This window comes from Brevibacillus sp. HD3.3A, assembly GCF_013284375.2.
GTDB lineage: Bacteria > Bacillota > Bacilli > Brevibacillales > Brevibacillaceae > Brevibacillus > Brevibacillus parabrevis.
Map to the genome: position 1 here is coordinate 3241300 of NZ_CP085874.1, position 25679 is coordinate 3266978.

Annotated in this window: 9 protein-coding genes; all 9 read right to left on the reverse strand. The window is 53.7% G+C overall.

Translation table 11 applies throughout. The annotated features are described in order from the left end of the window. Positions 1-74: 74 nt before the first annotated feature. The 9 genes from HP435_RS15120 to HP435_RS15160 all read right to left on the reverse strand — a co-directional run bounded on the left by HP435_RS15120 (position 75) and on the right by HP435_RS15160 (position 25678). Positions 75-797: a thioesterase II family protein gene (locus HP435_RS15120; RefSeq protein WP_173597316.1), complete on the reverse strand. Its 723-nt coding sequence runs from the start codon at positions 795-797 to the stop codon at positions 75-77. A 394-nt stretch (positions 798-1191) separates the two neighbouring features. Beyond that, positions 1192-2169: an LLM class flavin-dependent oxidoreductase gene (locus HP435_RS15125; protein WP_173597315.1), complete on the reverse strand. Its 978-nt coding sequence runs from the start codon at positions 2167-2169 to the stop codon at positions 1192-1194. Positions 2170-2231: 62 nt separating this feature from the next. After that, complete coding sequence (locus tag HP435_RS15130; protein ID WP_173597314.1) at positions 2232-2516, reverse strand: acyl carrier protein; 285 nt, start codon at positions 2514-2516, stop codon at positions 2232-2234. An 80-nt stretch (positions 2517-2596) separates the two neighbouring features. Then, positions 2597-3631: a BtrH N-terminal domain-containing protein gene (locus tag HP435_RS15135; RefSeq protein WP_217365768.1), complete on the reverse strand. Its 1035-nt coding sequence runs from the start codon at positions 3629-3631 to the stop codon at positions 2597-2599. 60 nt (positions 3632-3691) lie between these two features. Further along, entirely contained in the window at positions 3692-6112 is a 2421-nt protein-coding gene (locus HP435_RS15140) for an ATP-binding cassette domain-containing protein (RefSeq protein WP_122966470.1), read from the reverse strand. Then, positions 6102-6581 (reverse strand): type II 3-dehydroquinate dehydratase, encoded by a 480-nt coding sequence (locus HP435_RS15145; RefSeq protein ID WP_122966469.1) that lies wholly within the window; start codon positions 6579-6581, stop codon positions 6102-6104. The genes HP435_RS15140 and HP435_RS15145 overlap by 11 nt, the downstream gene beginning before the upstream one ends. A gap of 32 nt (positions 6582-6613) precedes the next feature. Continuing rightward, positions 6614-10927, reverse strand: coding sequence for a beta-ketoacyl synthase N-terminal-like domain-containing protein (locus tag HP435_RS15150; RefSeq protein ID WP_122966468.1), 4314 nt, complete (start codon positions 10925-10927; stop codon positions 6614-6616). A gap of 29 nt (positions 10928-10956) precedes the next feature. After that, the gene (locus tag HP435_RS15155; protein ID WP_173599525.1) at positions 10957-17994 is read right to left on the reverse strand and encodes a non-ribosomal peptide synthetase; all 7038 of its coding nucleotides are present in this window, start codon (positions 17992-17994) and stop codon (positions 10957-10959) included. After that, positions 17987-25678 (reverse strand): SDR family oxidoreductase, encoded by a 7692-nt coding sequence (locus HP435_RS15160; protein ID WP_173599524.1) that lies wholly within the window; start codon positions 25676-25678, stop codon positions 17987-17989. Before HP435_RS15160 ends, HP435_RS15155 begins: the two co-directional genes overlap by 8 nt. Between the last annotated feature and the right edge of the window lies 1 nt (position 25679).

A 25679-nucleotide genomic window follows, 5' to 3' on the forward strand; every position in this document is an offset into this window, starting at 1 on the left:
ATTTGTTTACAGCCAAAATAAAACGAACCCTTCACCAGTCACTGGCAAGGGTTAGCTGCTCGCATACGCGCGTCTTATGCAGTTAAGGTGCGATTGATAATTTCAATCACTTTCTCTTCTTCCTCGTGGATGAAAAAATGTCCGCCGTGGAGGGTCACGATCGTACAGGATTCGCTTGTGTACGCTCTCCATTGGCTAATATCGTCTGCCGTCACGAGGTCATCGTCATCGCCTGTCAAAACCGTCACATTGATGTCCCACATTTCCGGGGCCGCTTCCAGCAAATAGTTTTCGACGTTTTTGTAGTCGCCCCGCAGAACAGGCGTGAAAATTTGCATCAGCTCCCGGTTTTCCGCCACTTCCTTGGGCGTGCCGCCAAGCTGGATGATTTCCTGGATGAACTCGTCATCCGGCAAGTGATGAATCTTTTTCTTGTCGCGAATATGCGGGGGATACATCCCGGATAAAAACAGATGGCGCGGCTTTTTCCAGCCGTGCTCGCAGATTTGGTTCATCAGCTCACAAATGTACAGCGTTCCCATGCTGTGTCCAAACAACGAATATTCGCCATCGCCGTTCTGCTCCCTGATAAACGGAAAAATGTCTTTGACGCCGTCTGGCAAAGAAGGATAAAAAGGTTCGCGAAAACGCCGCCCTCTTCCCGCCAGCTCTACTGGCACCAGCTCAATTCTGGGGTCCAGCCCCCGTTTCCACTTGCTAAAAGCAGTGGCCGATCCGCCTGCATACGGCAAGCAAAACAACTTCATGCAATCCGTAGAGCCGCTATTATTTTCCACTTTGTTTTCCCCTTTGTTCAAGCCAAGCATGATTGATCAAGCCTATTTTCGGGCATAGCTCCGCCATTTCGTGTATCGAATCTGTATACACTACACCATGTCGTATGGCCCCTGAGTTACTCTAATGTGCCTAAGCTTCAATAAAATACATCAGGTTGTTTTGACGAGGATATAGGAAAAAACTTTCCCTCTCGTTCGCTTTCATCTGGCAGGGCAAGTTTTATCACAAATAAATTTTAGAAAGATAACTTTTGTCTGGCTAAAGTTATCTTTCTAAAATCACCGTATATCATGTATAGTTCAAAATAACAAAAATGCATTTATATGGAAACCATTACGAATATACTACCTCATGCCCGTCCTCCTTGTCAATGCGAGGAAAGGTTGGCTGTTTTTAGGAAACAGGCTGAACCGCGTCCATCACGCCTGCTCGATCAAGCACCTGTCTCACATGATGCAAATCTTCCTGGGAACGTATGCAGCTTAAAATGACATGCTTGATTCCCAGCTCTTTGTATTGGCGGAAATAGCTCGCCACCTCGTCGTAAGAGCCGACCAGCAACGGGCCGCGGAACGCCTTGCCTTGCTCGACAGGAAAATAAATCCGCTCTTCTTCTTCCGTATAAAATCCGGCCATTCTCCCCTGCTTTTTCACAATTTGCATGAAGCGCATCGGAACTTCCTCTTTGGCAATCTCCAGCGCTTCCTGAGAAGTCGGGCGCGCGATAATCCCCAGCCGGCAACACAATTCCACATGGGAGTCGTAAAGAATGTCAAAGCTTTTGACAAGCTGCGAGACCGGGCTTGCCAACTGGATGGCGACATCGACCGACTGGTGGGCAGCCTTTTGAAACAAAGTGGAAGCGCCTGGCATAAAAATAATCGGCTTCAAATCTTCCTCGACCTTGGCAAACACTTGCAGGTCATGATAGGTGAAGTATTTGCCTTCGTAGGTCAAAGGCTCATTCGAGTCGAGCAAGGCTCGCAAAATCTCGATATATTCGACCAGCCGATCAAACCGCTCTTCGGCCGGAACCGTATCATGGACTTGTCTAAGCTCCGATGGCGATTGACCGGGGATCATATTTAACGCCACCTTGCGCCCGAACAAATGCACAAGCGAGTGGATCATTTTCGCTGCTGTGAACGGCGGAATCGTATTTGGCTGCAAGGCGATGATCGGCAAATGCTCCTTCGTAGCTTGCAAGGTGCTGGTCGCCACAATCCACGGATCGAGAGTCGTGTGCTGATAAAACAGCAAGGACCCGGTAAAACCGTTTGCCTCCAGCAAATTCGCGGCCTCATGGATGATCTGGAGCTGATTTTGGTCATGGTGATGGAGCCACATCGGTAAATCTGCATAAAATTTCATCGGTTTTTCCACCTTTCAAAAGGAATGATATGCTCTGGCAAAAGAGCCGAGCGGTTGTCGTCTTACTGGCTCACTTTGCCCTCGATGTAGGCAATCAACTGCTGGATCGTTTCAAACAGTTCGACATTTAACATGTCATCGTCAAATTGAAACCCAAATTCGTTTTCAATCGCTACCACCAAGCGAATAAAGCCGAGCGAGTTGATCCCGACATCCTGCAAGCGAATGTGCTGGGAAGAGAAATCGACTCCGCTCTGCTGCACTTGTTCTGGACCTACTTGCAGCTCTTGCATCTGGCTCATGTAGATGTGCACCAATTTTTCTTCAATTTCGTTTTTGGTTATCATCCAAGTATCCTCCGTTCATTGTTTGGAAAATAGAAAAGGCTTTGCTCTGCTTGGGCAAACGGCCGAGGAAACGCGAAAAACTACAATAGTTGCGGCTGATGCCTTTTCAGCACGCTCAAAAACTCCTCGATCGCCAGCGCTTCCGCTTCCGCTAGTTCATCGAGATACCGCATGATTTTATGCAAGATCGCCTCTTCCTGCTGCATGTAAAATTTCAGCATGAGATTGCGCGTATTCCGCGCTTTGCGCTCGATTTCGCCATACGCCGCACGAAGCTGATTGGGCGAGGTCAGATAGTCGGTGTGTTCCTCCATGTACTTGATCCGGGCTACCATCAAGCTTTTGTGCTCCCACAAGCTGTGGACGTGACGAACGTCGAGGCTGGCTTTGCCCGCAAGCAAGCGCTCGTAATAGTCTTGCAGGCACGGGTATGTGTCCAATCCGTAGGCGCAATGATCCCACGGATTGGCAACCATGCGAAATCGCCTGGACGTGTTGCTCGACTTCAAATATTCTTCCAGCGTTTCCTGCACCAATGCCAGATCAAACTCATACGCTCCCGCATCCTTCACCTTGTACAAGTAGATGCGATTGCAAACGGCCTGGTGATCAATCTGGGCGATGCTGTCATACGCCAGCGCAAAGTCTTGGAAGGACGCGCTCGTCGTGGCCAGCATCTGTTTGTCTGTAAAGCCGAGCAATTGAAAGGTTTCGTTCTGAAGATCGACTCCGTGCACCAGCACATCGTGGGAGAAATGGCTTTTTTGATAGACCGCGCGCTCGGGAATGTAAAACTCATCGACATTCAGGTACACATAGTAGCCTTCCAAGAGGCAATCGCGAACGAAATCGACGATGTTTCTGTTGACGATGCCCATCGTGCCCCGCTGCAATTGCTCGACGTGCAGCCATGGATTCAGCGTGTAGTCGTGAATGTAAAACGTAAACGGAACAGGCGGATCAGGGCGCTTGTCGAAGCACACCTGGATAAAATTGCTGTATAGCCAGGGCAGACTTCGTTTGTCCTGCAAGACGATACATAGAGGAAAGGCAAAAAATTGATAGCCGTAAATGGGCGGCTGGACGACTGGCAGCGTTACGCTCTTCACAAGCATCTCCTCTTTTCCGTTTCGAATCAGGATTTTTCGTGCATGGCTACAAGCAAGTTGTGCCTTTTATTCCAAAAAGGGAGCGATCATCGAGCCAGCCAGCTTTTTGATTTCTGCGGGCGCTCCTTTGGCGATGATTTCTCCGCCCTTGTGGCCCGCGCCTGGTCCCAGCTCGATCAAGTAGTCACAATAGGAGAGCACGTACGGATCGTGCTCGATGAGCAGGACAGAGTGCCCGCTTGCGATCAGCTTGCCGAGAATCACCAGCAATTTTTCGGTGTCATAGTAGCTGAGTCCGACAGTCGGTTCATCCAAAATGTACAAGTAGCTTCCTTTGCTGCTTTTCCCCAGCTCTCTCGCCAATTTCAAGCGCTGGGCTTCCCCGCCGCTCAATGTAGTGAGGCTTTGCCCGATGAGGATATAGCCCATGCCAAGCTCTTCGATTGTGCCGAGCATTTTGCTGATTTTGGCGTGATCCTGGAAAAACTCGTGCGCTTCGGAAATCGACATCTCCAGAATGTCGGAGATCGTGCGCTCTTTGTAGCGAACTTGCATCACTTCCTGCTTGAATCTCTTGCCTCGGCAGGAAGGGCACGGGTCGCTGAACGTCAGCTGCCCCAGCCATCTTTTGATATGCCCGTTTCCGTTGCAAACCGGACACGAGCCTGTCGAGTTGAACGAAAAAGAGCTGCGCGTAAACTGAAGGGCGATGGCCTCCTCCTGCATGGAAAAAATATGCCGGATGTGGTCCCATACCCCCAAAAACGTGGCTACGCAAGAATTTTCATGGCGGCGTGCCAGCTTTTGCGTAACGACGATGCAGCCATCAATGTTTTCGGCTCCGGAAAGCTTGGCGTCGGCTTGCGCATGGGCAAAGTCGTCGTCGTGCTCCTCTTCCTCCTCCACCAGCGGTTTTTGCTTGCCCGCTTTTGCCTTGAACGATGACTGGAGCTTGGGAATGAGCGTATCGATCACCAAGGAGCTTTTGCCGCTGCCGGACAGTCCGCTGATTCCGACGATGGCGTGTAGCGGTATATCGACGTCGATGTTTTTCAGGTTGTTTGTTCGCGCGTTTCGGATCGACAGCTTGGCAGCAGACGCGTCCACACCGCATGCGTATTCTTTGCGAGGATGCTTTTTCTCGCGCAAATACTGGGCAGTGATCGAATTGCGGGAATGGAGAAAGCCGGGGAAGCTCCCCTGATAGACGATCGTACCGCCAAGCTGGCCAGCCAAAGGGCCAAAGTCGATGATGTAGTCGGCATGCTTGATGACGCTTTCATCATGCTCTACGACAATGACCGTATTTCCCTGTTGCTTTAACCGATGAAAGCTTTCGATGATCTTTTCTTTTTCCTTTTCGTGCAATCCGGCTGTAGGCTCGTCAAAAATGTAGATGATCGAATCGACCTTAGCCGACAAATGCGACATGATGTGCAGCCGCTGGGTCTCCCCTCCGCTCAGCGTCGGGATTTCGCGATACAGGTTCAAATAGGACAAGCCGACCGTCTCCAGACAATCCAGCTTGCGCAAAATCTCTCCAAGCAAATGGGCAATAAAAGGAGTATGCGGCCGCGCCGTCTGGTAATGCCGGAGGAACGCTGCCAGGTCGCCTACGTTCATTTGGCTAAGCTGTCCGATATGCTTGTTTTCGATCGTGATGGAAAGCGCTTTTGGTCCAAGCCGGAACCCTTGGCATCTCGTGCACGGCCGCGTCGTCTGTAGATCGGGAATTTGCTGTACGTTGATCTTTTTCAGCTTTTCTTCAATGACGACACTGACTCCGTAAAAGATCAGGTGGCCTTTGCTCTGCGTCCGCTTGGGGCGATAATGCAAAAACGTTTCCTTGGCTTCCCTCGGCAAATCGGCAAAAGGCGTGTCCGCGCTCAACTGAAAGTGCTTGGTGAAATTGTCCAGCCGCTTGTACACGTACTCCTTTTCCTCTTTTTTCGCGTTGGGGAATTGGTAGGCGAACTGATGCCAGCGTTCAATCGTTTCGCGCTCAGACGGCAAAATCTTCTCCACGTTCACCTCGACCACGCTGCCCCGCCCTCCGCAAGCCGGGCATGAGCCGTGCGGAGAGTTGAACATGAACAGCCCCGGCACAAATTCGTCCAGTTGGTAAGGGCTTGCCTCTTTGCCCGCTCGTTGTCCCTCCTGGGCATAAATGATCGCCAACAAGTTGAGGATGCGGGTGACGGAGCCGACGACCGATCGCGGGTTCAGATTGCTGACCGTTCTCTGCTGTACGGCAATCGTCGGACTCAGTCCCTGGATCATGTCAAACGAGTCGTAGTGCAGCACATCGTGCGCAATGCCCAGCGCTTCCAAATAAATGCGCTGTCCCTCGTGATGCAAGGTGTCAAAAATAAAGCTGGATTTCCCCGACCCGCTGACTCCCGTGACCACGATAAATTGCTGCTTGGGAATCGTCGTTGTAATGTTTTTCAGATTATGCAGCTTGGCGTTGTAGACTTCAATGTGCACCCGTTCTCCATTCCTTCCCACTGATCGATGTTCGCTGTTCCTTGACGTGCTGCATGATCCCTCGCAAACCAAGCTCGTACACATTGGCCTTCAAGCCGATCACATGTCCCACAGCGTTTGCGAAAAAGATCGATTCAGCATGCCAGCCGCCCCGTTCAAAAATATTGGACATGTGCACCTCGACATAGGGAATGCCGACTGCGGTCAACGCGTCCAGTATTGAGTATCCGGTCTTGGAGAAACCCGCCGGATTTATAACCACACCGTCCAGGGCATGCAGTTGCTGTTGAATGAAATCGACAATTTCCCCTTCGTGATTGGATTGAAAAAAGAGGACGTCCACTTGCCATTCACCAGCCAGTTTGTTCAGCCTGTCCTCGATTTGCTTCCAGGTGACGGTCCCGTAAATTCCGGTTTCCCGCAATCCGAGCAGATTCATGTTCGGTCCATTGACAATGGCAATTTTCATATCGTTAATCATTCTCCTACGTGGCATGCGCCCTACTTTATCTGATTTTTTGCCTCTGCCCACAAATCGGCGACTCCGTCAGCGCTGGGGATAGCCACCAGCAGACGTTTCACTTCGTCCAACAATTGCGCGACAGTGTCGTGGGCAAATTGGTTGCTGTCGTATTCGGCCCGGATCGTAAAGTGTTCCTCTCCCGGGTTGACAAACAGGCGCAGCGGAAGATGGAGTTGACCGCTGCTCTCGGCTTGAAACGGCCTTTGCTCGCCAGCTTGCCCCTGAAACGGGAAATGCGTATACACGAGGCTTCGCGTGTTGATCACCGTTTGCAAAAAATCGAGCGGGATTTGCGACCACTGGGCAATTTGCTGCAACGTAATGTACTCGTAGCGCCTGATGGTCACGATTTTTTTCTGCAAGGCGACAAACCACGCTTTGACCTGATCGGTGTCGCTGTAGGTCAGCCGGACTGGCAGACTGTTTGTGAACAATCCGACCATTTTGTCCATTTGCTCGATTTCCGGGACCCGTCCCGATGTAATCATCCCGATCAGCACGTCATGCTGTGCGAACAAGCGCGCTTGCGCCAATCCCCACGCACCTAAGACTACCGTATTTATCGTTAATTGGTTCTTTCTGGAAAATTCTCTTACAGTATAGACCTCGTCTTGCGCAAGGGCAACACTTTTCACAGCACTCACGTAGCTGTTTCGCTGGCTTGGTGTCGTCTGCACAAACTGCTCCTGATAGCGGAACTTGCCTAGCTCCTCTGTCCAAAAACGCTTCGCTTCCTGGTCATCCTGCCGTTTTTGCCACTTCACATAGTCGAGGAAAGGAGTCGCCTGCATGTGCGGCTCGCTGATGAGCGATTCGCCAAGCTGATAGTTTGCCCATACTTCCTGCAAAATGAGATTCATGCTCCAGCCGTCAAACAGGGAATTTTGATAGGTCCAGACAAATTGATAGCTTGCCTTGCTGTATTGGATGAGCTGGAAACGCATCTGCGGAACTTCATCCACCTTGAAGTTTTGTTGTCGTTCCTCTGCAATCCATTCGCCCAAAGCGCGCTGCTGCTCTGCCTCAGACAGTTTTGTCCAATCAAGCACGTCGATAGAAACCTCTACTTGTCTTTTCACGAATTGCACCGGGTTGGATATCCTTCTCCAGATAAACCCGGTTCGCAGCACAGAATGGCGGTCGATCACTCTCTGCCAGGCCATCCGGAAATCGTGGAGCCTCAGTTCCTCCGCAATCGGGAACGAGAGCACGTTGACAGTGCCTTGTCTGGCGTGAAGAATATTGTGGTTCAAGACAAGCAGCTGCATGAAGGTCAGCGGATAGACGCTTTCCACTTCTTGCGCATCCACTGTACCCCGCAAAATTTCCTGATCGGCCTGACCGATGCTGAAAAACAGCGTGCCTGGCGTGACATCTGGCAGAGCGTTCCCGGATGATTCGCTGTTGCTTTCCAGGCTGATCTGCCTCGCCTGCTGCTCCTGTATGGTCAGGTCTTCCCCCGCCACTGCTTCCGTCGACGGCTGGCTGTCGCTTTCCAGTCGAATTTGCTTCGCCAATTCCTCCATCGTCGAGTAATCAAACAGCAGATCGGAGGCAATCTCAATCTGCTGTTCTTTCAACCGCGAAGCGAACTGGATGGCCGTCACGGAATCGCCGCCCAGGTCAAAAAAGTCGTCATGGACGCCGATTGGTTTTTTGCCGAGCAGTTCCTCTAAAATGGTACACAGCCACGCGGCCATGTCCTCCTGTCGCTGCTGACGCGGCGGCTGCGCGGGAGCCGAAGCGCTGACGAGCGGTGCGAGCTTTTCTGCGGGAGAGTCAGTAGAAAAGCTCGCCAGCAGTTCTTCCAGTTGCCGCATCTGGAGCGCATTTAGCGTGTAGCTGGCCTGTCCGTCCCGGATGAACTGGTCGCCCTGTTTGATCAGAAGCGCAGATGGAGACAGCCGCTTTTCGCTGCCAGATGTGTCCACAGGCGCTGCGAACGATCGCTCAATCCAGTAATACTGCCTGTCAAAAGCGTACGTCGGCAAAGGCAGTCGGCGCGGGTGCTGTGGCGCATGGACGTTTTTCCAGTTGATGCTCGCCTTGTACAGCCACAGTCGCCCTAACGAGCCAAGCAGCGTTTTGCAGGCGGATTCGCTTTCCGTGGAAGCAGGCAAGGAAGGCAGCAATGGCGCGGAGTGGAACTGTTCGCTTGCTGCCAGCCGTTCAAGCTGCTTGTTCCCTGGACCGACTTCGAGAAACACGGGCTTTTTCACCTGGGCAAGTGCAGGCAAGCTGGCGACATCCATCCCTTGACCGGAAAAGCCGAGCAGCTCCCGCCAATAGTCCAAGGAGGTCGCCTGTTCTTCCGTTATCCACGTGCCGCTTCGATTCGACAAGAACGGAATCGTCGGTTGAGCAAGCGCGATGTCTGCATGGAAATCCCCGCGGAAAAACAGCAGCTGCAAAGCGTCTTCCCAAGCCAAAACGCCTGCGAGACACGCACTGACGTACTCCCCGAGCCAATCCCCCGCCATCGCTTTTGGCGCCACTCCCCAGTGAAGCCATAGCTGCGCCAGCGAGTATTCTAGGATGAACAGTGCGATTGTGCCATGGGGCGAATCATTGTCCAGCATCGCGTTGGCATCCAGCCGAAACATGCGTTCCGCGAACCGGAAGCATTGATTCATCTGCTCCCGCAAGAAAGGGATTTGCTGATACAAGTCGCCATGCGTGGCGCTCCCTGCTGGTGAAAAGACAAAAACGACCGCCTTCTCTTCCGCGCTCCCCTCTATCTCGTTGCAAACGAACCGCAGCTTCTCTGGATGGGCAAGCGCCTCTTGCCCATGGCACAGGACAATCCCGCGAAAATCGAACGACTCCCGGCCTGTTTGCAGCGTGTAGGCTACTTGTGCGAGGTTAATTTGCGGATTTTCCCGCAGAAAAGCGAGCACATTTTCATAGTTGCGCTGTCTCGCCGCACTTGTTTTCCCCGAAATCGTCAGCAGTTGCCACTCGTTCGCTTCTTCCCGGAAGTGCATCGCTGGAGGCGCTTCGACAATTACGTGCGCATTGGTCCCGCCGATGCCAAACGAGCTGACGCCAGCCACCCTTTTGCTTGCCTCCGCACGCCAGCTCACCGGGGTGTTATTCAACCGGAACGGGCTGTTCTCCAATTCGAGCTGCGGATTCGGCTTTTGCAGATGCAAGAGCGGCGGGATCGTTTCGTGGTGGATGGCGAGAACGGTTTTGATCAGGCCAGCGATGCCGGAAGCGGTGTTCAGATGTCCCACATTCGCTTTGACCGATCCGATGTAGCATGGATCGGCCGGATCGCGCTCCTTGAAAACTTCCTTGAGGGCCGCCATCTCTACCCGATCCCCCAATTTCGTTCCTGTGCCGTGTGCCTCCACATAGCCAATCTCGTGCGGAGTCACTCCGGCCACTTCCATCGCTTCGGAAATGACTTGAATCTGGCCCTCGAACCCGGGAGCGGTGTATCCCACTTTGCCTGCGCCGTCGTTGTTAATGGCCGAACCGCTAATGACTGCGTAAATATGATCCTTGTCCTGGATGGCCTCATCCAGCCTTTTGAGCACAATCACGCCCACGCCATCGCCGAAGACAGTTCCTTCCGCTTTTTCATCGAAGCAGCGGCAGTGTCCATCCGGCGATTCGATGCCCCCTTGCTTGTACAAATAGCCATGCTTGCCGAGAAACTGGACAGACACGCCTCCCGCCAAGGCCATGTCGCACTCCCCGTTCAGCAAGCTCTGGCATGCCAGGTGCACGCTCACCAACGAGGAGGAGCAAGCCGTCTGTACAGAAAAGCTCGGGCCAGTCAAATTCAATTTGTAGGAAACGCGTGTCGTCAAAAAATCTTTGTCGTTTCCGACCTCGATTTGGCGATGGTCCAAAATGCGCAGCAAGTCGGGACGGCTGACCACATGCGTCAAATATTTGTTCGCCCCGATCCCGGCGAATACGCCTACCGCTCCGTCAAGCTGCGACACGCTTTGTCCGGCATCCTCCAGCGCATTCCAGGCAGCTTCCAGAAACAGGCGCTGCTGGGGATCAATGATTTCCGCTTCTCGCGGCGTATATTGGAAAAAGGCTGCATCAAACCATTCGATCTCTGTCAGTTGACCGCAAGCCGGCACATAGTCCGGCCGATCGAGCAGAGCCGGGTCTACGCCCGACTCCAACAGCTCCTCTTTTGTGAAAAAGCGGATTCCTTCCACGCCTTCGACCAGATTGTGCCAGTACCGCTGAATGTTTTCCGCTTGCGGAAATTTTCCCGCCATGCCGATGATGGCGATTTTCTCGCTGAGCGCATGAGCATTTTCCATCGCGATTTTCCTTTCCCCCAAACGGCTCCTTAGCTTCGCATGGTTCTTCGTCTTTTTCGCAGTTCTGCTCTTTTTTGTCCCGCTTCCACGCTTGAACGGTTCACGGCAGTTGCTTTGATCTGCTCGGCAATCTTTTCGATCGTCGTATATTGGAAAAGCTCCACAATCGACATGTCGTGGGACAGCTCCGTCTGGATCAGCTCCTGCAATTGCACGATCAGCAAGGAGTTTCCACCTATATCAAAAAAGTTTTCGTGAATCCCGATGTTAGGCGCGCCAAGCAGCTTTCTCCAGATTTCCACGAGCTTTTTCTCGACCTCATCCCGGGCTTCTGCAAACAGAGGGCTGGCCTCTGCATACTGGCAATGCTGCTCCATTGCCTTCCAGTCCATTTTGCCGTTCGGGGTCAACCAGAACTGCTCGACGTGGAAAAATTGGGCGGGAACCATGTATTCCGGCAGTTTTTTCCGCGCGTACTCCTTCAATTGACCCATCGGGAGCGGCCTGTCTGCTGTGTAGTAGCAAACGATTTTGCTTGTCTCCCCGTCTTTTACCGTCGTCACGGCGATCTGTTGCAGCGCCGCCGCATCCCGGAGCGCATGTTCGATCTCGCCAAGCTCGATACGGTAACCGCGCACTTTTACCAACTGATCTCTTCTGCCGATAAATTCGATGTTGCCATCCGGCAAGTAACGACCGAGATCGCCTGTTTTGTAGCAAAGCTGGCCGCTGGCTCGCTGGATGAATGCTTGACTCGTCCGTTCCTCGTCCTGGAAGTAGCCGCTGGTCACATTTTGCCCGGCTACGTAAATTTCACCGATCACTCCCGGCGGGCAAACGTTGCCATCCGGCGCCAAGATCATGATTTGATTATTGGCAATCGGTTTGCCAATGAGCACAGCCCCATACGGAGCCTCTGCGTCTGCCTCTGGCTCCACTTGGTAGCTGGACACCCAGATCGTCGTCTCGGTCGGTCCGTACATGTTGCGAATGTCAGCGGACGGCAGCACTTGCCGTACTTGTTTGGCCAAGGCAAAGCTCCACGCTTCTCCGCCCAGCAGCACGTGTCTGATCGATGGCAGCACGAAGGAATGACCATGCCGCTCCTTGTTGGCTTTCAAATAAGTCGTGAGCTGCACCATCAAGCTCGGTACCGAATGCCAGATCGAGACCTGCTGCTGCTCCATGTACGCCAGCAATCGGTCCATATCCTTGAGCCTGTCTTGCGTCAAGATGCAAAGACGCCCTCCGCTCAACAGCGCCCCGAATAGTTCAAAGACCGAGATATCAAAGCTGATCGAGGTGACCAGCATGAACACATCGTCGGCCCGGAGCCGGAAGTCAGCTATGCTCCACGCCAAAAAATTATGGACGTTGGCATGGGTAACCAGCACGCCTTTTGGCTTGCCTGTTGAACCAGAAGTGTACATGATATACATCCAGTCAGCTCCGCTGCTCGTTGTCGGCGGATTGGACGTGGACAGTGCTTGCTCCCGGCGAGCGGCATCCATCGCGCTTGCAGCATAGTCCTCTTGGAACAGGCTCAGATTGACGAGCTCGATCTGTTGCTCCTGTCCGATTCGCCCCGCTTTTTCCAGCAAGCGATTTTCGGTCAGCAACAGCTTGGCTCCGCTGTGCGCGAGAATGTAAGCAATGCGCTCCTCGGGATAGCCTGGATCGAGCGGCACGTAGGCGCCACCCGCTTTCAAAATCGCCAAAATGCCCACGACTGTCTGGAAGCTTCGGTCGACCAAAATACCGACGGGCACATTTTTGCCGACGCCCTTGTGTATGAGCAGCCAGGCGAGCTGATTGGCCTGTTCGTTTAACGCTTGATACGTCATTTGCTCGTCTTCGCATACTAGCGCGATCGCATGCGGCGTTTTTTGCGCCTGGGCTTCAAACTGCTTGTGGATCGGCAGAGGCTCCTGCCAGTCCATCTGCGCCCCTTGAAAACGGTGCAGCAGCTCCTCCGCCTCTGAGCCAGTCAGCAGGGCCGCTTCTTTGAGCGGGATTTCCGGGCGCTCTGTCACTTGTGCGAGTATGTGCAGGAAAAAGCGGGCAAACTGCCGGATCGTGCTGTCCGTATACAAGTCCGAATTGTACTCAAAGGAAATCTCGATTCGCTGATCGCTTTCCTTCGCGAGGCAACTCAGTTCAAACTGACTGATCCCGTCATTTTCCAGATGCAGCTTGTCAAAAAACTGGAACAGCACATTGTAGACGGGATTTCTCGCCAAATCACGCTCCGGATTGACCTTTTCCACCAGCAGATCAAACGGGTATTGCGCTTTGTCGATCGCCGCCCAAACCTTTTGCTGTACGACATGCTGCAGCTGTGAGAACGTGGAGATGTCCTTGAAAGAAACGCGAATGCACAAAGTGTTGATGAATATCCCCACTACTTCTTCCCATTTCTTTTGGTTTCTTCCAGCAGTAGGCACACCGACGATAATGTCTTCGTCCTGCGACAGCTTGTGCAGCAACAGGAAGTAGGCGCTCAGCAAAACATTGCTATACGTAATCTGCTCTTGCTCCGTGTGGGTCTTGAGCTTTTCATACAGCTCGCCGCCGATCTCGAACTTGTAATAGCTGCCGTTGTACGTTTGCACGGAAGGACGCTTTTTGTCAGCAGGCAACGCCAACGTCGGCAACGGCTTCGCCAGTTCGTTCAGCCAGTAGCTTTCGTGCTCCGTGAACTCCCCGCTGTTTTCCCAGTCTTTTTGTGCGGCAATCCAGTCAAAGTAATCGTGCTTCGCCTCGGCCAGCCTTGGCGACTGCTGCTGCAAAAACGACTGGTAAACGCCGAACAGCTCCCGGTAAAAAATATCGATGCTCCAGCCGTCCGTAAGAATATGGTGAAAATTGACGTAGAGGCAAAACCTCTCCTTGGCAAGCTGGTAAAGATAGATGCGATACGGAGGCGACTCCAGATCGAACGGCTTCATTTTTTGCTCGTGGATGCTTTTTTCCAGCAAAAGCGCCTGGTCTGTCTGTTCAGTGAGATTCATCACCTGGATAGTCGGACGGTACTCCGGCAACGCTTCCTGCACGGGACTTCCGTCTTTGAGCGTAAATCGTGTGCGCAGCATGACGTGTCGGGCAGCGAGATAAGCGACAGCCCGTTCCAGAAGCGCGACGTCAATCGCCATCTCATACGTGCGAATAAACGGCAGATTGTAGGCGACCAGCTCAGGAGTCATTTTTTGCAAAAACCAGATGCGTCTCTGCGCGTGCGACAGCGGCATGACCCGCTTGTCTGGAACCGCTTCTCTTGGCTTGGCTGCTTCTCCCCCGCTGCGTTCCTGCTGCTTCTGCCGGACAAACTCGGCCAAATCGGGAATGGTCAAATGCGTAAACACATCCTGTACCGACAAGGTCACCTGGCATTGCTCGTTGATCCGATTGGCAATCTTGATGCCCATGATCGAGGTTCCGCCCAGTTCGTAAAAATGATCGTGAATATCGATGGTCGGCATGCGGAAGACGTTGCCCCAGATTTGTGCAATCTGCTGTTCGAGATCGGTATAGGTGTCATCGGCTCTGCCCGTCAGCTCTACGTTTATCTCGACCTCCGGCAATTTGATCTTCGCCCGAATTTCGGGAGCCAGTGCGATCGGCAGCGCGTTGTTCCAGAACAAGTCATTGTCCGTATTGATTTCCCCGATGACGACGCTTGTCAGGTTCTTGTGCAGGACTTGCTCGAATGCCTTGATCGCCCGGCGAGGCGAAATGGAGCGAAAAGCAGCATCAAGGCTGGCGCCCGAATGTTTTGCCATGCCTGTATTCATCCACGTCGTCCAGTTGATCGTGATGATCCGCGTAGGCGAGCTTGCGACTCCGGAAAAAGCATCGAGGTAGCTATTGGCCGCCGCGTAATCCCCCAGGTAAATGCCCCCGACTACCGCCGCGATGGACGAAAACAAAACGAGAAACTCAGGCGGATTTTCGCGCGTCAACGCATGCAGATGCTCTGTCCCGCTAATTTTCGCAGCCAGCCCGGCCGAAAATGCCGCTTCGTTCTTGTCCACGAGCATGCCGCTTCCCGGCAAGCCTGCGGCGTGAATGATGCCGTCGATTTTTCCGTGGACGCGGTAGATGTCGCGTATGGCCGAGGCTATCTCATCGCGGTTGGCTACATCGGCGCTGTATGTATACACCTGGGAATCGTTGCTCTCCAAGCTTTTCAGTTGATGCAGCAACTTGCCCCATTGCTCGTGCTGGCTGAACTCGTCCCACAAGGAACGCTCGGGCAATTTGGTGCGGCTGATGAGAACCAGCTTTACCTTGTACGTGAGGGCAATATGCTTCGCAAGCTCCAGGCCGATTCCGCCCGTGCCGCCGGTAATGACGTACACGCCTTGCTCCTTGAAGCGCAGGCCGCTGTCGTCAACCGCTGACAAGTCCAACGGCGCCAGCTGGGGATAGTATCTTTGACCAACACGATGCGCGATCTGATAATGTCCGGTGCTTCCCAAAGCTTCCGCCGCGATATCGCTGACAGTTGTAGCATCATCGAAGTCGATGCACCTGCAAGGCAGTCCGCTGTTTTCCTCCCGAATGACTTTTCCCAGCCCAAACAAGGCAGCAAATTCCGGCTGGACGCTGACATCGTCAGCCAGGACTCGCTGCGCGTTTTTCCCGACCAGGACGAGCTCGATTGGAGTAGAGCGAGTTTTTCCTAATGCTTTCGTCAAATAAAACAGCGCGTGCAAAAGCTGCCCGGCATCGGCATGTTCATAGTCGGGTGTTTTTCCGACGGCGACAGCGAAGACGACTTTGCTGAGTGCTGCCTGGCTTGTATCGCGAATGAGCTGGTCAAAATCGGCTTGCGAGCATGCCAGTCCATACCGGGAGGCGTTCTCCTGACGATAGGCTGTCGTCGTCAGCCGGGCATGAACGACATGCTGGCTGCGCGCAGCGATGGCGTCGGCCAGCTCGTAGCCCCAATCGGTAGAGTCGGTAATGACCAGCACATTCTCTGTTCTCTCCGGTTGTGCGGAGAAAGGCTCGGCAGGGACCCACTGGATGCGCTGATAAAGAGCATGCTCGGCTGCGGGTAGTACGGATGGCGCTTCGCTCGCAAGCGCGCTGCTTCCCGCTGCGTTTGGCACGGAGCCGTTCGCTTGTTTGTCCGCTTTTGGCCAGATTTTGATTTTGTCAAATGGATACACAGGCAAGTTCAGCTTTTGCCGCGGTTGACGGTACACCAGCTCCCACGGGATCGACATCCCCGCGACGTATTGCTCCGCCAGCTTTTCCAGTGACGCTCTCGTCTGCCAGCCGTCACGGTCGGTCGTGGCCGACACGTCCGGGACAGCAAAAGAGCTGGCGGGATTGCCGCCGTCACGGCTGGATTCGGCACGCAGATAGAGGTAAATTCCTTTGTCTCTCGCTGCTTCTGCTTGGGACAAATCTGCCTGGCGCAACTGCTGCAGCAATTGTTCTTCGGACTGGAACACGAACGCGATCCGGTTCTCGTATTGCCCTCTGCCTGTGTTTGCTGTATAGCAAAGATCTTCAAGATTGGTTGATGGATGCGTATGCAAATAGGAATGGTAGGATTTCAGCAATTCAACCAGTGCTGGCTTGCTCTTGGCGGAGAGCGTCAAAAGATGAACTGGCGGCAAAAGCTCTGCTTCTGTCTCCGCTTCCAGACGGTCGCTTTCCGGCGCTTCCTCCACGACGACATGGCAATTGGTTCCACTGAAGCCAAACGAGTTGACCCCGGCACGAAGCAGTGCCTCCCCATCCGCTCTTTTCCAGTCTCTCAGCTCGGCGACGATTTCGACCGCAGCGTTTTGCGGATCGAGAAAAGGGTTTGCAGACTGATAGTGCAGCGTAGCAGGAATTTTTTTGTGCCGGAGAGCCAGCACGACTTTGATGAGCGAAGCCAGACCTGATGCGGCAACGGTATGGCCGATATTCGTCTTGACAGAACCGACCCCGCACACATGAGGCCGGGACGCAGCTTGTTGAAACGCGTCGTTGATCGCCTGCAACTCGATCGAATCGCCCAACAGCGTGCCTGTGCCATGCGCTTCGATATAGGAGATGGACAGCGGATCGATTTTGGCTTTTTCCCACGTGCGCAAAAACAGTTGCGTCTCGGCATCCGGATTGGGGGCGGTCAAGCCGTTGGAAGCGCCGTCTGCATTGACGCCGCTTCCTTTGATAACCGCATAGACGGGATCGCGATCTTCCCGCGCCTTCGCTAACGGCTTGAGCATGAGCGCTGTGATTCCTTCGCTCCAGATCGTTCCGTCGGCATTTTTGTCAAAAGCCTTCACTCTTCCATCGGACGTCTCCAAATCGTGCAGCTTTCCGGTCACTTGCGGAATGACCATCAGATTCACCCCGCCGACCAGCGCCGTTTCACACTCGTTGTTCGCCAGAGCCGTGCACGCCTGATGCAAGGCGACCAGCCCCGATGAGCACGCTGTGTTCAGCACGAAAGCAGGCCCGCGCAAGTCGAGAAAATACGAGATCCGATTGGACAAAAGTCCTACCAGGGAACCGACAAGCGACGAAATATCTTCGTTTTGCAGCAGGGAGCGGTAATGAGACTGGTAGGCCGTCTCCAATCCGACAAATACGCCCGTGTTGGAATGTTTCAGTCTGGCTCCCCCATACCCGGCATCCTCGATCGCATGGTAGGCCGTCTCAAGAAACAGTCGCTGATACGGCTCCATCGCCATCGCTTCTTTGTGTCCGATATGGAAAAAAGAGTGATCGAAGCAGGAAATTTGATCCAAGTAGCCAGCTTGATGATTGGCGTTTGCCAAAAGCTCTTCCAGCTCTGGAACGAAGCCGGATAAATCGTGCAACCGCTCTTCCGGGAAATACCCGATGCTGTTTACCCCCTGGACCAAATTGTGCCAAAACTGCTGGGGATTGCTTGCTCCGGGGAAGCGGCAGGCCATTCCAATGACGGCAATGTCCTGACGGTGCTTTCGCTCTGGACTGCGATTCAGCTTTTCCAACATGGAAATCGCCATTTCCTGATTGAGATGTCCCGATTTCAGCAACTGCAAAATGCTGTCATTCATCTCTTTTCGGCTACTCATCTTCTTCTCCCCACGCTTTCTTGTCTAGGTAGTCCAATATGTTTTCCATCGAAACATCGCCCTTGATAAAGTCGCTCAGCTTGTCCTGCAAGGGAACACTTTCGCTCTCTCCGACTTTGCGGGACGGTTCGTGTGCATTCGGCTTGTCTTTGTTTTCGAGATACTCCGCCATTTTGGCAATCGAAGGATAGGCGAACAGCGTGGCGATGTTGATCCGCCCCGGGTACAACTGCTCGATTTCCTTGACGAGACTCGTCGCGAGAATGGAGTTTCCTCCCGCCTCCTGAAAAGACTGGTACACATTCGCTTCCGGTATCCCCAATACTTTTTGCCAAACAGCAGCCAGTTGCGTTTCTACAGCGCTGTATCTGTGGTCGTTTCGCCCGCTCAATATCGGCACAAGCGGCTGGACTTCCGTCGTCTGCGCAGCAACCGTCTGTGTGAACAAGCTGCTGATTTCCGGCGAAATCGAAAACGGCAAGTGATAGCTGTGCGTCTGAAAATGCGCCTCGTTCAGCTCGCCGACGATTACGCGCGCAAGTTTTCTCGTTAAAACGGCATCCAAAATCTCGATCGCTTGGTCCGGATGCATGCCGTGAAACGGCGAAGCTTCTTTCTGAATGCGGTATCTCCCCGCCATGCCAGTCTCGTTCCAGGCAGGCCAGTTGATCGTCACGCTCCGTTGGCCTTTGGCGTGCCTGTAATCGCTAAAAGCGTCCAAGTAAGCGTTGGCAGCCGTATAATCAGCCTGTCCAAGCCCGCCAAGCAAGCTGGTCACAGAGGAAAACAGGACAAAAAAGTCGAGGTTGTCTTGCTCGGTGTAACGATCCAAAAGCCAGGTGCCGACGACCTTTGGATCGAGCACGTGAGCTATTTGGGCTTGCCCTTTGTTGATAAGCAGACCTTCACCAGCCACACCCGCGCAATGGAAAACGCCATGGATCGCCCCGTACTGCTGGCGAATCATGGCCAAAGCAGCTGCCAGCCTGCGCTCGTCAGCCACATCAACCGTATACACCTCTACAGAGGCTCCCTTTTCCTCAAGGCTGCGGATTTGTTCGATCTGGCCCGCTAGTGCGGAATCAGGCTGTTCCCGGACGATTTCCGCCCATTGTCCGCGTGGAGGAAAAGCACTTCTGCCGAGCAAGCACAGGTGTACTGGCCGCTTCCCAGCGAGATAGTGAGCGACTGCAAGCCCGATGTCGCCAAGTCCGCCCGTAATCAGGTAGACGCCGTTTTCCCGGATCGATATGTCCTGACGCTCTGCCTGTTGCAGCGTCTGCACTTCCAATCGTTCGACATACCGGACATTTTCCCGATACGCCACCTGGAAGTCTTCCTGTTCCGACACCAACTCATGCCAAAGTGTAGACGGCGAAGTAGCGCTATCGAGATCGAGGCAGCGGCATTTCCATTGCGGGTACTCCTGGGCGATCACTTTTGCCATGCCAAACAAAACGGCATGCTGCGGCTTCAAGGCCGCTTCCTGCCTGGTTACGGAAAACGCGTGGTCGCCCAACAGATACAGGCTGATCTCCTGGTGATACGACTGTTTCAACAGCTCGCACACAAGCTGGTAGAAGCTGTAGACGCTCCGGTTTTCCCACTCATGAAAGTCGTCCGCACACGCGAGCTTCTCCTCCGTCACGCCCATGCAGTGGACGATATGGCGAATGTCCCGATGCGCAAGCTCTTGCAGCAAACGCGAAAAATCGTCCGCCGAGCCGACCTCGTATCGATGATCGCTGCCTTTTTGAAAAGCAGCACCGAAAGCAACTTCGATGACATCCGCTTCCCGCGCTTGCAGCTCCTGGAGCAACTGATGACTCCTGATGCCCGTTCCGCTCAAAAACAGCCACGTGCCCTTTTTCGCGCCAGCTTGCCGCAACGGCGCTTTCGCTTTGTCGTCGCGCACCCATTGCAGGCGATAAGTTACATCTGCTCGCGTAGCACCTTCGTGGTTTTGCGCCCCGATCCAGTGCCGAACCGACTCGTACGGGTAGGCTGGCAATTCGATGATTCGATGCTGCGCTTTTTCATACAGGCGCTGCCACTGGATATCTGCCCCGTCTGTGTACATGGCAGCGATGTTTTGCAGGCTGTCCAGCGCAAAAGCTGTCCCGATTTCCTTGTATTGCTGGATCGTCCTTTCCGCAATCGCCGTCCGCTTTACTTTTTCTTCCTCCAGCAGTCCGTGTTCAGAGGGATCATTTTGGTCAAGGATGACGCGGCTCACCTTGTACAAAATCCCTTGCTCGGCGGCCTGCTGCCTATTTTCCAGCCCTGTCGCATCCGCGTACTGGCATTTTTCCCGCAGCTCGGCCTGGTCGCGGAACAAGATCGCGATCCTGTGCTCGTAATGTCCGCGAGTCGCATTGGCTGTATAGCACAAATTTTGCACATCGACCGCAGTCGTCTCGTTGAGATAGTTGGCGTAGCGGCTGATTAGCGCACGCAAGGAGCCTTTTGTTCTCGCCGACAAAGCCAGCAGGTGCCAGCCTTGCTTGTCCTCGCTCTGCACAGGGGCGGCAGGCGGCTCTTCCAGCAAAACATGGCAGTTCGTCCCGCTGAACCCAAACGAGCTGATGCCGCATCGACGCGGCGACTCCGTTGCGGTCCAATCCTGCAGCTTGTCGTTGACGTAAACGGGGGAATCCGCAAATTCGATAAATGGATTCGGCTGCTGGAAGTTTGCGACCGGAGGCAATTGTCCATGCTTGAAGGCCATAATCATTTTGATGACCGAAGCCATCCCCGACGCTCCTACCAGGTGGCCGATATTGGCTTTTACCGTACCTACCCCGCAAAATTGCTTTTTGTCCGTGAATCTGCGGAAAGCGTTGGCGATGCCCTTCATCTCGATCGGATCGCCCAATCTCGTTCCGGTGGCGTGCGCTTCGATATACGAAATCGTTTCCGGATCGATGTCGGCTGCTTTCCACGCCTCGATCAATGCTTTTTCCTGCGCTTCCGCATTCGGTGCGGTAATTCCGTTCGACGCTCCGTTGTTGTTCATGGCCGAGCCTTTGACGACAGCGTGGATCAGATGGTTGTCGCGCACGGCCTGATCCATGCGCTTCAACACGACGGTGCCTACTCCCTCTCCCCACATCGTGCCGTTCGCCTGCGCATCAAACGGGCGTATCGTTTCATCTGCGGAATCAATCAGCGAATTGTGCTGGGTAGGCAAGTACGCCAAAGAAACGCCTGCTACAATCGCCACATCGATTTCTCCTGCCTTCAAAGCCTGTGCAGCCAAGCACATGGCTGCGAGACTGGAAGAGCACGCCGTGTCCACGACCAGGCAAGGTCCTTTCAAGTTGAGGAAATACGCGATCCGGCTTGCCAGTATCCCTGTCGAGCCAGAGGTAACCTTCAAAGGATGCTGAATATCAATCATATTGTTGTACTCATTGCGTCCAGTCGTATCTTTGCCGATGTACACGCCCGTTTTCGTCCCGAACAGGCTTTTCCCGCCAAGCCCGCTGTTTTCCACAGCTTCATACACGTTTTGCAAAAGCAGGCGCTGTTCAGGGTCCATCAGCTCGGCCTCTTTGGGCGAAATATGGAAGAAACTAGAATCAAACCGATCGATAGTTTCCAGGTAACCGCCCTGACAGTAGGATTGGGCTGCGCTCAAATAACGGTCCGTGTCCTTTCTTCTGGAGGCGGGAAACGGCCGGATGGCATTGATGCCCGCGGTCAGATTGGTCCAAAACTGCTCGGCATTTTCCGCCAACGGGAATTGGCAGGCATAGCCGATGATGGCGTACTCGTCCTTTTGCTCAGACGGCACAGTCTGGCCTGCGGAGAAAGCGGTCCACTGTTCCAGCAGTCTTTTCGTCTCTTCCTGCGAATATTTGCTCTGTTTGTACCCTTCCAGGATCGACTCGACTGTAAGCGTGGCAGGTTCCGGCGCCTTCTGGCTGTCCAAGTAATTCGCCAGTTCAAAAATGGTCGGGTACAAATAAAGGTCTGCGACGTGCAGCGTGCCCGGGTACTTCTCGTTCCATTGCTTGTACAATTGCGCAGCGTGGATCGAATCGCCGCCCAATTGATGGAACGTATCGAACAGGCTGATGGACGACAGTCCGAGCACCTCTGCCCACAATTGCGCCAGCTCTTTTTGCGTCGCTGTAAATCCGTCCTGCTCCTTGAGCGCCACAGGTACAGGTGCGGCAGCAGCTGTGCGCCCCGGTTTTGCCGTATGCTTGAACACGTCTTTCTTCACGTCATCCGCCAGACGGAACGGCCAGATGTGCGAAAGCTCCAAAAGCTCGTTGGCATGATTGAACTGGCCGACGATCGTTTTGAACAGCTGGCGGCGGAGAATGTAGTCGAGCGCTTGCAGCGCCTGATGGGTCGGCAGGAAGCGGAAAACGTGCCTGTCCTCTTGCATGGAGAGCCTTGCCGCCGTCTCTTCCCACGTAGCCCAGTTGATCGAAAGCACTTTTTTGCCTTGCCGCTTGATCACTTCTGCCCAGCCGTCCAAAAAGGCATTGCCAGTGGCATAGCCAATAGCCCCGCGTCCCCCGGTGACAGAAACCGCCGAGGAAAAGAACAGGTAAAATCCTGTGTCGATCCCCTGCGTGAGGGTGTACAATAGCCAGCTTCCGTATGTTTTCACGGCATGTCTGCGCTCAAATTCCACTTCGCTCATCGCCAAATCTTCGAGATCGCCAACGCCGACGCCCGCGCAATGAATGATTCCGTCAAGGCGTTGGTGCGTCTGGCGGATCGTCTGAATCGTTCGTTTCATGTCTGCTTCGTCGCATATGTCTACACAGTGATAGTCCAGCGTGGAGCCGAGCGCTTCCACAGCCAGCACCGCATTGAGTTTATCCGCCAAACTTTTGTCTGTCTGCTCCCGGACTACCGCTGGCCATGTCTCTTTGTCCGGCAGCATCGTCTTGCCGAGCACGATCAGCTTCACTTTGTTTTTCTGGCTTAGGTATTTGCACACTTCCGTTCCCAATTGGCCCAAGCCGCCCGTAATCAGGAACACATCGCCCGCTTTGACAGTAAATGCGTCTTCCTGTGCACCCGCCTCCGCCACTCTTTCGATAATCTCGATGTAGCGGCGGTGCTGGCGCAGCGCTACGGAGTAATCCGTACCCTTCCGCTGTAGCTCGGCGAACAGCGGCTCAGGCTCGAAGCCGTCCGGGCTGATGTCGATATGGCGCATGGACAAGCCGTAGTTTTCCTGGCGAATCGATTTCCCGAGTCCGCCCAGCATATGCTGAAAAGGATCGCAGATCGCATCGCTCGGCTGCACGGCCTGGGCATTTTGCGTCATCAGGACGACATCCAGTTCTTTTGTCAGCTTCCCCGTCATTGCCAGCGCTTTGGCGAAAAGCAAAAGCGACCCTGCTGTCTGATTCATGGACGCTTGAAACGCCGTCCGTGATTCCGGCAGTTCAGCGAGAGCCGGGGACATAAATAAAATTTGCTCCAGTGACGAAAAATCAAGCTGCGTGCAGAAGGCAGCGATGTCTTCAAGCGTGCGCGAAACTTGGAAATAGTCCGGCGACACTTGTGCAGAGCATGCTCCCAGCTCGACCGTAATCAACCGCTTGGCCTGGTATTTTTCCGAAAAAAGCGGCCGCCAACTGGCTGTATCTGCCGCATCGACGATCAGCAGAACGGTATCGCGAGCAGCGGGCTGCTGGTTGTCCATGTCGGCAAGAGCTTCTTCTTTCCAGACAGTACGATAAAAAAGCTCTGCTTCTGCTTTCTTGGGCTGCACGCCAACAGGCCAAAACTTTTGCCGTTCCAGTATATTTCCCGGCAATGACAACTTGCGGCCGCCTTGGTACAGCAGCTTCCAGTCCATACTCGCTCCCTTTATGTAAAACGACGCAACCTGCTCCCGGATCATTTTCCCGTCAGTAGTCTTCCCGAGCCATTCCTTGATCGCTTCGTTTGCTTGCCTATCTAACGATTTTTTCTCTCGTTCCCTGATTTCCCACGCTTCGACCGCTTGTTTGTTATCCGGCACGACCTCGTGCCTTTGGTAGCTGATCGCCGGGTTTTCCGTCCACGCGGATACGCTGTTCGCCGTTTTCAGCTCGTTTAGCTTCTCCAGCAAATCCTCGTAGCTGTCGAAACTAATCGTGGCCCGGTGGGAGTAATGGTTGCGGGACGAGCTGACGGTAAAGCACAAATCCCCCAGGTCGACGTCCCGGTTTGTTAGCAAAAACTGCTGGTATTCTTTTGCCAGCTCCTGAAGCTTGTGCTCGCTTCTCGCCGATAAAACCAGCAAGTAGCTGCCTTGTCCGTGACTGGCTTGCCGGACAGCCTTTGGCGGCTCCTCCAGCAAAACATGGCAATTGGTCCCACTGAATCCAAACGAATTAATTCCGATGCGGACAGGATGATCCTGCTGCTGCCATTTGGTCTGCACGTCATTGACAAAGACGGCTGAGTTGGCCAAGTCCATGTACGGGCTGGGCGACTGGAAATGCAACGAAGGCGGTATTTCCCCGTGCTGGAGCATCATGACCGCTTTGATTAAAGAGACAATCCCGGAAGCGCCCACCAGGTGCCCAATGTTCGTTTTGACGGAGCCAACCCCGCAAAACTGCTTTTTGGACGTAAATGCTTGAAAGGCGTTGATAATCGACTGCAGCTCGATGGAATCGCCCAATACCGTGCCTGTCCCGTGGGCTTCGATGTAACGAATCGTTTCCGGATTGATTTGCGCCTGCTTCCAGACGCTTTTCAGAAGCTCTTCCTGCGCCTCGCCATTCGGAGCTGTAATGCCTTTGGACAGACCGTTGTTGTTGATCCCGCTGCCTTTTATGACCGCGTACACGACGTCGTTGTCCGCAAGCGCCTTTGACAACGGCTTCAGGAGCAGCCCTCCGCCCCCTTCGCCCCATACGGTGCCTGTCGCCTCCTTGTCAAACGCCCGAATCTTCTCTTCGGCGGATTCGACCTGATCCAGCGACCCGTCTTCCTTGACTGGCGGAAAATAGAAAAGGCCGCTTATGCCGCCTACAAATGCCATGTCACATTCATTTCTGCGCAACGATTCGCAAGCAAAATGAAGCCCTACCAAACCGGAGGAGCACGATGTATCGAAGACGATGCTCGGCCCTTTCAGATTGTAGACATAGGAGATTCTGCTCGCCAAAATCCCCGGCCAGGAGCCGGTCAGGCTAAAAATATCCGGGCTGACGTAATGGCGGTACTCGATCCCTGTCACATGGTCTTTCCCGATAAAAACGCCTGTTTTCGAGCCGATGATATCCCGCGTCTCGTAACCGGCATTGAGCAAAGTCTCATAGGCAAGCTCCAGCATGATTCGCTGATAAGGCTCCATGGACAGCGCTTCTTTCGGCGAGATGCGAAACATGTCTGGATCAAAGAAGCTGATTTCGTCCAAATATCCGGCCTTTTTAAAGCGTTTATGGGCAAATCGCTGGTCGGAAAACAACGCCTGTCCATCTTCGCGGCGATGGACAGGAAAGTCGTCGAGGCATTCTCTTCCCAAGCGAATGTTTTCCCAAAACTGCTGTACCGTATTCGCCTTGGGAAAGCGTCCCGAGATGCCGATAATCGCGATCTCGTCAGTCTTGGCTTCGCTTGCTTTTTGCAGGCTCGTGATGTATTCCGTCGCTTCCTTGGCCGATAGCTTCTTGGCTGCGACCAGCTCGTAAATGTACTTCTTCAATTTATCCATC

Bases quoted from the DNA above. Each gene is read 5' to 3' on its own strand.
- HP435_RS15160 (WP_173599524.1), bottom strand. From the start codon at position 25,678: ATGGATAAATTGAAGAAGTACATTTACGAGCTGGTCGCAGCCAAGAAG.
- HP435_RS15125 (WP_173597315.1), bottom strand. From the start codon at position 2,169: ATGAAATTTTATGCAGATTTACCGATGTGGCTCCATCACCATGACCAA.
- HP435_RS15155 (WP_173599525.1), bottom strand. From the start codon at position 17,994: ATGAGTAGCCGAAAAGAGATGAATGACAGCATTTTGCAGTTGCTGAAA.
- HP435_RS15150 (WP_122966468.1), bottom strand. From the start codon at position 10,927: ATGGAAAATGCTCATGCGCTCAGCGAGAAAATCGCCATCATCGGCATG.
- HP435_RS15145 (WP_122966469.1), bottom strand. From the start codon at position 6,581: ATGAAAATTGCCATTGTCAATGGACCGAACATGAATCTGCTCGGATTG.
- HP435_RS15130 (WP_173597314.1), bottom strand. From the start codon at position 2,516: ATGATAACCAAAAACGAAATTGAAGAAAAATTGGTGCACATCTACATG.
- HP435_RS15135 (WP_217365768.1), bottom strand. From the start codon at position 3,631: ATGCTTGTGAAGAGCGTAACGCTGCCAGTCGTCCAGCCGCCCATTTAC.